The sequence below is a fragment of the Bacillus sp. FSL R5-0397 genome (genome assembly GCF_038593395.1).
GTDB classification, from domain to species: domain Bacteria; phylum Bacillota; class Bacilli; order Bacillales; family Bacillaceae; genus Bacillus; species Bacillus altitudinis.
This window is the reverse complement of the sequence record NZ_CP151992.1, coordinates 2,433,954-2,446,430: the sequence shown is the minus strand read 5'-3', so window position 1 is coordinate 2,446,430 and position 12,477 is coordinate 2,433,954. Positions and strand designations below refer to the sequence as shown.

The window sequence follows — 12,477 nt, the reverse complement described above, 5'->3', positions numbered from 1 at the left end:
TCTGGTAAATTGCTTGAAGTGATGATATGGCATTCGATGTCGAACATTTTTCTACTATATCACAACATTTTTGAAATCTGTTCACAATTTTTATCCAGTTAAAAATGAATATATGTTATAATCATTATAAATAATAAATTCTATATTGTAATTATTATAAATTAGACAGGGCGTTGGGGGTGCAAGCTGAAGTTATGCATATTCTTGTTGTGGGTTTAGATTATAAAACAGCCCCTGTTGAGATACGGGAACAGCTGAGCTTTGAACCGAGCGAGCTCGGAACAGCGATGTCCAAGCTTAAAGAAGAAAAAAGCATTCTAGAGAATATCGTCATCTCAACATGTAATCGAACAGAGATCTACGCAGTTGTAGATCAGCTTCATACTGGTCGGTTTTATATAAAAAGATTTTTAGCAGATTGGTTCGGTTTAGAAAAAGAAGATGTCTCTCCATATTTGAAGTTTTATGAAAATGATGGAGCGGTTGAGCATTTATTCCGGGTTGCCTGTGGACTTGATTCTATGGTCATTGGTGAAACACAAATACTCGGTCAAGTGCGCTCAAGCTTTAAAGTCGCTCAAGAGGAGCAGACCATTGGTACCGTTTTCAATTATTTGTTTAAGCAGGCGGTAACAGTTGCGAAGCGCTCTCATGCGGAAACAGATATTGCGTCTAATGCTGTATCTGTCAGCTATGCGGCAGTGGAACTTGCCAAAAAAATCTTTGGACGTCTTTCTGATAAACATGTCCTTATTCTTGGTGCGGGTAAAATGGGCGAGCTGGCGGCTCAAAACCTTCAAGGTCAAGGGATTGGCCAGGTAACAGTCATCAATCGAACGTTTGAAAAGGCCAAAGAACTGGCCGGCCGCTTTTCAGGAGAGCCTAAGAGCTTGAATCAATTAGAAAAAACTTTATCTGAAGCGGATATTTTAATTAGCTCTACTGGGGCTAAACAATTTGTGATCACAAAGGAAATGGTCGAAAAAGCGAACAAACAGAGAAAAGGCAGACCTCTATTCATGGTGGATATTGCAGTACCACGTGATTTAGATCCAGCTATTTCTGAAGTAGAAGGTGCTTTTTTGTATGACATTGATGACCTTGAGGGCATTGTGGCAGCTAACCTGAAAGAGCGACGTGCAGTAGCTGAAGAGGTGGAGCTTCTCATCGAAGCTGAAATTGTGGAATTTAAGCAATGGCTTAATACGCTCGGAGTGGTTCCTGTGATTTCTGCTTTAAGAGAAAAAGCACTCTCGATTCAAGCGGATACGATGCAAAGCATCGAACGAAAGCTTCCAAACCTCACAAATCGTGAAATGAAGCTGTTAAATAAACATACGAAAAGCATCATCAATCAAATGCTGAAAGATCCTATCTTAAAGGCCAAAGAAATTGCCGGGGAGCCGAATGCAGAGGAAAAACTTTTACTCTTTAAAGAAATCTTTGATTTACAGGTTGAAGATGAAGAGCAAAAGGCAGAGCCGATGCAGGTGGAGCAAGGGGCGTTTCAGCTGTTTAAAACAAATATGGCACAAGGCCTTGCTACAGTTGCCAGTGAGTGATTAGGCGATGATGGAATCCATTGTAGCGAGACTAGGTGAAGCGACGACCTTGATCTATGCACTCAGTGTCTTGTTCTATTTCATAGATTTTCTTCAACACAACCGGAAGGCTGGAAAAATGGCTTTCTGGTTGCTTTCTATTGTCTGGCTGCTGCAAACAGTCTACATGTTTTATATTATGATGGAAACAGACCGATTCCCTGTGTTGAATGTAGCAGAGGGGTTATATTTTTATACGTGGGTGCTTGTGACATTGTCACTTGTTTTGACAAAAGTATTACGCGTTGAATTTATTGTCTTTTTTACAAATGTGATTGGTTTTTCCATGATGGCGATTCACACCTTTACACCATCTGATCTTCATTCTGCCGAACTGACTGGAAAACTGACGAGTGAGCTGCTCGTCATTCATATTACGATGGCCATTTTATCATACGGCGCTTTTTCACTTTCATTTGCTTTTTCACTACTCTACCTATTTCAATATCGTTTGCTGAAAAAGAAAAAATGGGGAAAATGGCTTTTGAGAATTGAAGACTTATCAAAGCTTGATCATATGGCGTATGTCTTAAATATTATTGGCGTGCCGATGCTCTTGCTTAGTTTAATTCTTGGCATTATATGGGCATATATTTCGTATGATACGTTGTACTGGACAGATGCAAAGGTGCTCGGTTCGTTTATTATGTTGTTTTTATACGGCTTTTACTTATACATTAGACTGGTGAGAAATATGCAGGGCAAAATCGTGGCGCGATGGAATGTCGCTTCATTTCTTGTGCTGATGATCAATTATTTTCTGCTTGGTAGCTTATCAACCTTTCATTGGTTTCAATAATGATGAGTCTTAAGGGCATTGTCGGGAGGAAGACGTAATGCGTACAATTAAAGTAGGTTCTAGACGAAGCAAACTTGCGATTACACAAACAAAATGGGTCATTCAAAAGTTGTCTGAACTAAACCCTTCTTATTCTTTTGAAATTAAAGAGATTGTGACAAAGGGTGATCAAATTTTAGATGTGACCTTATCAAAGGTTGGCGGAAAAGGTCTGTTTGTTAAAGAGATTGAACAGGCAATGCTGAACCATGACATTGACATGGCGGTACACAGCATGAAAGATATGCCGGCCTCTCTTCCGGAAGGTTTAGTCATCGGCTGTATTCCTGAGCGTGAAGATGTGCGGGATGCATTGATTTCAAAGGATCATCTCCGTCTTCATGAACTGCCAAAGGGAGCGGTTGTGGGAACGAGCAGCTTACGGCGCAGTGCCCAGCTTCTTCAGGAGAGACCAGATCTTGAGATTAAATGGATCCGTGGAAACATTGATACGAGACTTGAAAAACTGAAAAATGAAGAATATGATGCGATTATTCTAGCGGCTGCCGGATTGTCTAGAATGGGCTGGAGTCAAGAAGTCGTGTCGGAATTTTTATCTCCTGATACTTGCCTTCCTGCTGTAGGGCAGGGCGCATTGTCGATAGAATGCCGGGGAGATGACGAAGAGCTCTTGCAGCTGTTAGCTCAATTCACAAATGAGTATACAAAGAAAACGGTCCTTGCTGAAAGAGCTTTCCTTCAACAAATGGATGGAAGCTGTCAAGTGCCGATCGCTGGTTACGCAACGATGAATGAGCGTGATGAAATTGAATTGACAGGTCTTGTGGCATCTGCGGATGGGCATACGATTATTCGAGAAACCGTAACAGGTACTGACCCTGAGGCAATTGGAACAGCATGTGCGAAGCAGATGGCTGATAAGGGAGCAAAGGATTTGATCGACAAGGTGAAAAAGGATCTGTCTTCCCAATGACGATAGCCAAATCGCTTTACGGACAGACGGTGCTTGTCACTCGAAATGAACGTCAAGCGGGTGCGTTTCAGCAGAAAATTGAAGCGCTGAACGGCCATGCTGTTTTAACCTCTCTTATCAGGTTTGAGCCAACGCTGACAAAAGAAAAAGCGAAGGCATTTTTAGAAGATTTAGAAGCAAGCCATTGGCTTGTGTTTACGAGTGTAAATGGTGCGTCTTTTTTTCTCAGTTATATAGAGAAGCATCAATTACATCAAAGCTTATCCCACTTGAAAGTGGCGGCCGTAGGTGAAAAAACATCTGCCTATCTGATGCAGCACGGCTTAAAAGTGGATGTGGTTCCAGAACGTTTTATAGCAGAAGAACTGGCAGATGCTTTAATTGAACATGTACACCCAGAAGAAAGTGTCTTTGTAGCAAAAGGTCACCTGTCACGAGATGTGGTGAAGAATACCCTCGTTCCGCTTGGCATTGACGTAAAAGAGTGGATTATATATGAAACAGTGAAGGATGAGGACGGAATTATCGCACTCAAGTCGGCAATGATGGAGCAATCATTTGATTTTATTACATTTACAAGCTCCTCCACTGTTCATTCTTTTATGCACGCCATGAAGGCTGATATCGATAGATTAGCTGCATCAGACACATGTTTTGTGAGCATCGGTCCTCTTACACAAGAGGCACTGCTTCAATACGGGATTTCTTCTGAAACCCCAGATACTTATACGATAGACGGGATGCTTGATTTGATGTGCCGTTTATCTGAAAGGAAGTTGTACCAATGATGAAATTTAACAGACACCGCAGATTGCGTACAAGCGCAGGAATGAGAGAATTGGTGAGAGAAACATTTTTAAGACCCTCTGATTTCATTTATCCCATCTTTTTTGTAGAGGGAGAGAATGTCCGGAAAGAAGTCCCTTCAATGCCGGGGGTCTATCACATTTCAGTTGATCTTGTGAAAGAAGAAGTCCAAGAGCTTGTTGACCTTGGGATTAAATCTATCATTGTTTTTGGGGTACCAGACCATAAAGACCATGTTGGCAGTGAAGCTTATCACGATCATGGGATTGTTCAAAGAGCAACGCTTGAAATCAAAAAGCATTTCCCAGAGCTTGTGGTCATTGCTGATACTTGCTTATGCCAATATACAGATCACGGACATTGCGGAATCGTTGAAGATGGAGAAATTTTAAATGATGAATCTCTTCAGCTCTTAGCGAAAACCGCTGTCAGTCAGGCTCGTGCAGGTGCAGATATCATTGCTCCATCAAACATGATGGATGGCTTTGTTATCGCAATTCGTGAGGCGCTTGATGAGGCCGGCTTTGTTCATGTGCCTGTGATGTCATATGCTGTGAAATATGCAAGTGCTTTTTACGGTCCGTTTCGTGATGCGGCGCATAGCACACCGCAGTTTGGAGATCGTAAAACGTATCAAATGGACCCTGCAAACCGCTTAGAAGCACTGAGAGAAGCGCAGTCTGATGTAGAAGAAGGCGCTGACTTCCTGATCGTGAAGCCGTCACTTTCATACTTAGATATCATGCGTGATGTGAAAAATGAATTTACACTTCCTGTTGTTGCGTACAATGTGAGCGGAGAGTATGCAATGGTGAAAGCAGCAGCTCAAAATGGCTGGATTTCTGAAAAAGAGCTTGTTCTTGAAATGCTGACTAGCATGAAACGTGCAGGCGCAGAATTAATCATTACGTATCATGCAAAAGATGCAGCGAAATGGCTCTCAGAATAAAGAACGGATAGACAGGAGGACATTGAAATGGGACGTAGCTATGAAAAGTCAAAGCAAGCATTTAAAGAAGCGCAGCAGTTAATGCCGGGTGGTGTGAACAGCCCTGTGCGCGCATTTAAATCAGTCAATACAGACCCGATTTTTATGGAACGAGGCAAAGGCGCAAAAATATACGATATTGACGGAAATGAATATATTGATTACGTCTTATCGTGGGGACCGCTTATTTTAGGTCATACGAATGACCGTGTGGTTGAAAGTATTCAGCGAGTAGCTGAACATGGTACAAGCTTCGGTGCTTCTACTTTAGTTGAAAATGAATTAGCTAAGCTTGTATCAGAACGAGTTCCTTCTATTGAGGTCATTCGTATGGTCAGCTCTGGAACAGAGGCGACGATGAGTGCGCTTCGTCTAGCACGTGGTTTTACAGGCAGAAACAAAATTGTGAAATTTGAAGGCTGTTATCATGGCCACGGTGATTCTTTGCTCATTAAAGCTGGTTCGGGTGTGGCAACGCTTGGACTTCCGGATAGCCCTGGTGTCCCTGAAGGTACAGCAAGCAATACGATCACCGTTCCATACAATGATTTAGAAAGCATCAAAGTCGCTTTTCAAGAATTTGGAGACGACATTGCAGGTGTCATTGTAGAACCAGTTGCAGGAAATATGGGGGTTGTCCCTCCGCAAGAAGGTTTCTTGCAAGGATTGAGAGACATCACAGAGGAATATGGCTCTTTACTCATTTTTGATGAGGTCATGACAGGCTTCCGTGTGGATTATCATTGTGCACAAGGCTATTTTGGCATTACGCCTGATCTGACATGTCTTGGTAAAGTCATCGGAGGCGGCCTGCCAGTGGGCGCTTATGGCGGTAGAGCGGACATTATGAGACAAATTGCGCCAAGCGGCCCGATTTATCAAGCAGGAACGTTATCCGGTAACCCGCTTGCGATGACAGCAGGTCTTGAAACATTAAAACAGCTGACACCTGAGTCTTATGAAGAGTTTAGACGCAAAGGAGATCGTTTGGAAGAAGGCATTTCAAAAGCGGCGAAAGCACATGGGATTCCATTAACATTTAACCGTGCCGGTTCCATGATCGGATTCTTCTTTACAAACGAACAAGTCGTCAATTACGATACAGCGAAAACAGCTGACCTCGCTTTATTCGCTGAATTCTACAAGGAAATGGCTGATCACGGCATCTTCCTTCCACCTTCACAATTCGAAGGGCTGTTCCTCTCAACTGCTCATACGGATGAAGACATCGAGTATACAATTGAGACAGTTGAAAAGGTATTTCAAAAATTAGCTCAGTAACCAAAAGCCGATATGGAGACATATCGGCTTAGATCGTTGACAAAGGGTTAAAATGAACTTTATTTTAGCCCTTTGTCTTCTTTTCAGCGTGAAAGAAAACCTTTGCAGTCCTAGGAAGGACGAGTACTGGAGCGGAGCGAATTTGACATTCGTGAGCACCAGCGCGCAGGACTGACACCGAATGCGAGGGTTTGTCTACACGCTGAGCCGATATGGAGACATATCGGCTTTTTGCTTTGCATAAAACCAATCATATTTTCACCGCCTTCTTCATACACCTGTATTGACATCTAATTTTATTTTGAAGGATTAGATGAAAGGAGGACACCGACTTGTCTCAAAACAATCGATTACAGTTTTCGGTAGAAGAGTCCATTTATTTCAAAAACGGACAGGAAGTCAGTGAGCTACTGTCAATTTCTCTCGATCCTGACATTCTCGTTCAAGAAGTGAATGATTATGTTTCCATTAGAGGTTCACTCGAGCTAACAGGAGAATACAACATAAATCAAGAGGAGCTAATGGGTGAATCCAGTTCCTATGCATCATACAGGCAGGCTGATGAGGTGAAGGTAAGAGAGGACGGAACGGCGGAGCTGCTGCATCAATTTCCGGTGGATATCACGATCCCAAAGAACAAAATTAGTCATTTAAATGATGTATTTGTGTTTATTGATGCATTTGATTACCAGCTGACAGAAAGTCGTTTGCTCACGATTCAGGCTGATTTGGCCATTGAAGGTCTGTTAGATGAAGGAACGCCTGAACCGCTTGTAGAAGGGCCATATGAATTTGTCCATCGTGCTGAAGAGGAATATGGCGATGTCACCTATGAATATCAGGCGCAGCCTGAATATGAAGAGCAAGAAATGCTCCCACGTGAAGAGCATGAAGAAAATGCAGAACAGCAGGCCGCTTTGCAACATGAAGCGCGAACTGAACAAGAAGAGGATGAAATAGACATCGAGACGGTGATGGTGGAAGAAGCAGAAGAAGAAGAGGAGGAATACGAGGAAGAAGAAGCCGTGGCGCTTGGGTATCGTTCCTTCCCAGAAGCTCAAGTACAAGAGCCGCCATTCTTTGACTCGCCTAAGCTGCTAGAAGAAGAGGAGCGGGATGATACGTTCTTTGAGGTGGAAGTGAGGAAAGACCCTGAAGCAGAGAGCAAGGAGGAAAAAGAAGCGCCGCCAGCTTATCCAGCCTTTGAATCACCTACTTATCAGATGGAACAGACGCAGGAAGAGCGGGATGACAGCTATCAGTTCGAACGATTATATGAACGTGAAGCACCAAAGGTGTATGAATCAGCTCAAGAAGCTGAGGAGTTTGAACATGACCAGAGAGAAGCGTCTGGCAGTGAGAATTCTCTTTATTTAACGAAGCTGTTCGCTAAGCAGGAGGAGGAAGATTTTTCTCGCATGAAAATATGTATAGTTCAGCAAGAAGATACGGTCGATCGTATTTGTGAGCGATATCAGTTGAATGTGCAGCAGCTCCTTCGAACGAATTCATTGTCGGTGGATGCAGAGCTTGAAGAAGGGCAGATTCTTTATATTCCTGAATATCAAAAAAGCAACGCATAGTATGAGATGATGGACCGAGAAAATGTGGTGAGAGAACGTGGATGAAATCCAATCTGTCCTATACGAATACGGGCTTGAGGCTGAATATATCGAACCTGTCAGTCCAGCTGTCGTTAGAGTGTATACAAAGCAGGGCGTATTTGCACTAAAGCGAGTAAAACCCCATCGACACATGCAGTTTACAGAGCAAATGCTTGAACTAGAATCAAAAGGCTATCGCTCGTTTGTGCCGATTTATCGCACGAAGAGCGGTTCCTTTTTCTCTAATCATCGAGAAAGCCAGTACACGTATTATCTCATGCCATGGCTGACAAATGAAAAGAGAGAAGAGCAGGACGATAAACATGAATATTTATTTCAAGAGATTGCAAGACTTCATAAACGAACAGAAGTCATGATGGACATTACTGAGCAGGAAATAGAGGCTCACTACACCCAAATGAAAAGCAAATGGGAAACAGAGAAAGACATGTATGAACGATTTATCGAGCGGGCAGAACAAACATGGTATATGTCGCCATTTGAGCTGGCTGCTGCTATGTATTTTTCAGAAGCGATGTCTGCAAGTGAATTTGCACTTGAACGTTTAGAGGATTGGCATGAGGAAATGAAAGACCAAGAGACGACACGTATTGTGTTAAACCATGGGCAATTGTCGATCCATCACTTTTTGTACAATGATGTAGGTACAGGACATTTCACCAATTTTGAGCGGTCCAAAAAGGCTGCCCCCATTTATGACCTTTTGACCTTTTACTATCGCACATTCAAAACCTACCCTACTCCTTGTCCTGAATGCACATCTTTGTTTTATACGTATCAAAAGGGAAATAAACTTCGTGAGGAAGAGATTCATTTGTTCTTGAGCTACCTCGCTTATCCGCAGAGTTTGTTTGATACGGTGAAAGCCTATGAAGCAGGCGGACAGGATGAGATGGAAAGTTGTCAGGAGCTGTTAAGGGCGTATTGGCAAATGAAAAATTCTGAGCCGACCGTCATGAAAATACACGAAATTGAGCAGGCTAGACGCCTTGAAGAAGAACAAAACGCCTCGTCATCAGAAGAGTGACGAGGTTGTTTGCTGTTGCGCTATGAAATGTCTAACGAGGGACCTATACATAAGAGTGAGCCTGCAGCTTTCAGCTCTCTTAAAACCAATCAAGGTGAAAGGCACAGGCGAGAAATATAAGAATTCCTAAGATGAGGACGTCAAATGTTGTGGGAAAAATGATCGTGCGAAAGCCTTGAAATATGGCAATCGGGAGAACGACTTGGGAGGCAACTGCCCGAATTTGTCTAAGCCATGGGGGGAGTGTGTAAGGATTGATCTTTTTCAAAATAAAACGCCCTCCTTCTTTATTTTGTTATTATCATATGGGCAAAGAGGCAAAGGGTGCCTGCCCAATTTGTATAAAGAAGAAGAAAAGCGGAAAAGATGATTGACGAAAACAAAAGGCATTTAGTAATATTAATAAAAGATGAGTATAAGCTGATGAACGTGATATATCGTAAGCGTGGATCAGGAAGAGTACGAGCAAGACCCTAAAGAGAGGGAAACCAATAGCTGAAAGGTTTTCTAGGATGCACTTGTTTGGAAGGTCGCCTGTGAGCTTAATTTCTTGAAACATGTAGTAGAGAAATTCGGGAGATCCCCGTTATCCTTTAGAGAGTACGGGACACGTCTAAGTGTTTCGTGAAAAAAGGTGGTACCGCGAAAAAGCTTTTTCGTCCTTTTATAAGGATGAAAAGGCTTTTTTTATGTTTCATCAGCCGAAAAAATGTGGAGGTAACACAAATGGGAACAAATAATCAAGAAATGCCAACAAAGTACGATCCAAATGCGATTGAAAAAGACCGCTATACGTACTGGCTTGAAGGGAAATTCTTCGAAGCACAAAATGACAAAACGAAAGATCCATATACAGTCGTCATTCCTCCACCAAACGTGACAGGAAAATTACACTTAGGGCATGCTTGGGATTCAACTCTTCAAGACATCGTGACTCGTATGAAACGGATGCAGGGCTATGATGTTTTATGGCTGCCAGGAATGGACCATGCGGGTATTGCAACACAAGCAAAGGTAGAGGCGAAGCTTCGCGAAGAAGGTGTGAGCCGCTATGATCTCGGACGTGAAAAATTTGTAGAAGAAACGTGGAAGTGGAAAGAAGAGTATGCCGATTTTATTCGTAGCCAGTGGGCGAAAATGGGTCTAGGTCTAGACTATTCGCGTGAGCGTTTCACATTAGATGAAGGCTTGAATAAAGCAGTCCGCCAAGTGTTTGTTCAATTGTATGAAAAAGGATTGATCTATCGCGGAGAATACATCATTAACTGGGACCCAGCAACAAAAACGGCCCTTTCTGATATTGAAGTCATCTACAAGGATGTGCAAGGTGCGTTTTATCACTTGAGATATCCGCTTGCAGATGGATCAGGTTCGATTGAAATTGCGACAACAAGACCTGAAACGATGCTGGGAGATACGGCAGTCGCTGTACATCCTGAAGATGAACGCTATCAGCATTTGATTGGGAAAACAGTTGTTTTACCAATTACAGGCCGAGAGATTCCAATCGTTGGGGATGACTATGTCGATATGGAATTTGGATCAGGAGCTGTAAAAATTACGCCGGCTCATGACCCGAATGACTTCGAGCTTGGAAACCGTCATAACCTAGAGCGCATTCTTGTGATGAATGAAGATGGCACAATGAATGGAAACGCACTTCAATACAAAGGAATGGACCGCTTCGAATGTCGTAAACAGCTTGTGAAAGATCTTCAAGAAGAAGGCATTTTGTTCAAAATTGAGGACCACATGCATTCAGTTGGTCACAGTGAGCGAAGTGGAGCTGTAGTGGAGCCGTATTTATCAACACAATGGTTTGTGAAAATGCAGCCGCTCGCAGATGAAGCCATCAATCTGCAAAAAGGTGATGAGCAAGTTCAATTTGTTCCAGACCGATTTGAAAAGACATATTTACACTGGATGGAAAACATTCGTGATTGGTGTATTTCTCGTCAACTATGGTGGGGACACCGCATCCCGGCTTGGTATCATAAAGAAACGAAGGAAGTATACGTGGGACTTGATGCGCCAGAAGATATTGAAAACTGGGAGCAAGATAACGATGTACTTGATACATGGTTTAGTTCAGCGCTTTGGCCTTTCTCTACAATGGGCTGGCCAGATGCAGAAAGTGAAGACTTCAAGCGCTACTACCCAACCAATCTGCTTGTAACAGGCTATGACATCATCTTCTTCTGGGTATCTCGTATGATCTTCCAAGGTCTTGAATTCACAGGAGAAAAACCGTTCAAAGATGTCCTCATTCACGGTCTTATCCGCGATGAACAAGGGCGTAAAATGAGTAAGTCACTTGGCAACGGAATTGATCCAATGGAGGTCATCGACAAGTACGGTGCGGATTCATTGAGATATTTCTTAGCGACTGGAAGCTCTCCAGGTCAAGATTTACGTTTTAGCTTTGAAAAGGTTGAATCCACTTGGAACTTTGCGAACAAAATTTGGAACGCATCCCGTTTTGCTCTCATGAATATGGATGGTTTAACGTACGATGAGCTTGATTTGACAGGAGAAAAATCAGTTGCTGATCAATGGATTTTAACACGCTTAAATGAAACAATTGAAAGTGTCACACAGCTTGCTGACAAGTATGAATTCGGTGAAGTGGGCAGACATTTATACAACTTCATTTGGGATGATTTCTGTGATTGGTATATTGAAATGGCGAAACTTCCGCTTTATGGAGAAGATGAAGCAGCGAAGAAAACGACTCGTTCGATCCTTGCGTATGTATTAGATCAAACGATGAGACTTCTACATCCGTTTATGCCGTTCTTAACAGAAGAAATCTGGCAGCATCTACCTCATGAAGGTGAGTCCATTACTGTAGCGGCATGGCCTGAAGTGAAGCCGGAGCTTTCCAACGAACAAGCTTCTGCTGATATGAAGCTGCTTGTTGAGCTGATTCGTTCTGTTCGTAACATTCGCAGTGAAGTGAACACGCCAATGAGCAAACAAGTTGAGCTTTACATTAAAGCATCTACGTCTGATGTTCAGGAACGTTTAGAGAAAAATCGTTCATATATTGAGCGCTTCACGAACCCAAGTGTACTTGAAATTGGCACAGATGTCCCAGCTAGTGATAAAGCGATGACGGCTGTTATTTCTGGAGCAGAACTCATTCTGCCGCTTGAAGGCTTAATCAACTTAGATGAAGAAATTGCCCGTCTTCAAAAAGAGCTTGATAAACTGACAAAAGAAGTGGAACGAGTTCAGAAAAAGCTTGGCAATGAAGGCTTTATGAAAAAAGCGCCTGAAAGTGTCGTAGAAGAAGAGCGTGCGAAAGAACGTGATTATGTTGCAAAACGCGAAGCTGTTCAAAAGCGTATTGAAGAGCTGAAAGCATAAGAGTGAA

The 12,477-nt window shown here is 42.7% G+C and carries 10 protein-coding genes and 1 other annotated feature; of the genes, 9 read left to right on the top strand and 1 reads right to left on the bottom strand.

Going from position 1 to position 12,477, the window contains the following annotated elements; genetic code table 11:
* Positions 1 to 194 precede the first annotated feature (194 nt).
* The 8 genes from hemA (at position 195) to ysxE (ending at position 9,101) form a co-directional block, all read left to right on the top strand.
* A complete protein-coding gene (gene hemA, locus NSQ70_RS12550) occupies positions 195 to 1,562 on the top strand; it encodes a glutamyl-tRNA reductase (protein ID WP_342502594.1) in 1,368 nt (455 codons plus the stop codon).
* 7 nt (positions 1,563 to 1,569) lie between these two features.
* On the top strand, positions 1,570 to 2,400 hold the full coding sequence (locus NSQ70_RS12545) for a cytochrome c biogenesis protein (RefSeq protein WP_007501558.1): 831 nt from the start codon (positions 1,570 to 1,572) through the stop codon (positions 2,398 to 2,400).
* A gap of 37 nt (positions 2,401 to 2,437) precedes the next feature.
* Entirely contained in the window at positions 2,438 to 3,373 is a 936-nt protein-coding gene (hemC, locus tag NSQ70_RS12540; RefSeq protein ID WP_024718409.1) for a hydroxymethylbilane synthase, read from the top strand.
* On the top strand, positions 3,370 to 4,161 hold the full coding sequence (locus tag NSQ70_RS12535) for a uroporphyrinogen-III synthase (protein ID WP_342502188.1): 792 nt from the start codon (positions 3,370 to 3,372) through the stop codon (positions 4,159 to 4,161). Before hemC ends, NSQ70_RS12535 begins: the two co-directional genes overlap by 4 nt.
* The gene (hemB, locus tag NSQ70_RS12530) at positions 4,158 to 5,129 is read left to right on the top strand and encodes a porphobilinogen synthase (protein ID WP_007501555.1); all 972 of its coding nucleotides are present in this window, start codon (positions 4,158 to 4,160) and stop codon (positions 5,127 to 5,129) included. Before NSQ70_RS12535 ends, hemB begins: the two co-directional genes overlap by 4 nt.
* A 27-nt stretch (positions 5,130 to 5,156) precedes the next feature.
* A complete protein-coding gene (gene hemL / locus NSQ70_RS12525; protein WP_249855670.1) occupies positions 5,157 to 6,449 on the top strand; it encodes a glutamate-1-semialdehyde 2,1-aminomutase in 1,293 nt (430 codons plus the stop codon).
* A 332-nt stretch (positions 6,450 to 6,781) separates the two neighbouring features.
* A complete protein-coding gene (locus tag NSQ70_RS12520; protein WP_024718407.1) occupies positions 6,782 to 8,032 on the top strand; it encodes a LysM peptidoglycan-binding domain-containing protein in 1,251 nt (416 codons plus the stop codon).
* Between the two features lie 37 nt (positions 8,033 to 8,069).
* Entirely contained in the window at positions 8,070 to 9,101 is a 1,032-nt protein-coding gene (gene ysxE, locus NSQ70_RS12515; protein WP_035391224.1) for a spore coat protein YsxE, read from the top strand.
* 79 nt (positions 9,102 to 9,180) lie between these two features.
* On the opposite strand, the gene NSQ70_RS12510 is transcribed toward ysxE, so the two are convergent.
* Entirely contained in the window at positions 9,181 to 9,372 is a 192-nt protein-coding gene (locus NSQ70_RS12510; protein ID WP_024718406.1) for a hypothetical protein, read from the bottom strand.
* A 166-nt stretch (positions 9,373 to 9,538) separates the two neighbouring features.
* Positions 9,539 to 9,768: a binding site (T-box leader), on the top strand.
* A 59-nt stretch (positions 9,769 to 9,827) separates the two neighbouring features.
* On the opposite strand from NSQ70_RS12510, the gene NSQ70_RS12505 reads away from it, so the two are divergent.
* On the top strand, positions 9,828 to 12,470 hold the full coding sequence (locus tag NSQ70_RS12505; RefSeq protein ID WP_047946288.1) for a valine--tRNA ligase: 2,643 nt from the start codon (positions 9,828 to 9,830) through the stop codon (positions 12,468 to 12,470).
* Positions 12,471 to 12,477 lie beyond the last annotated feature (7 nt).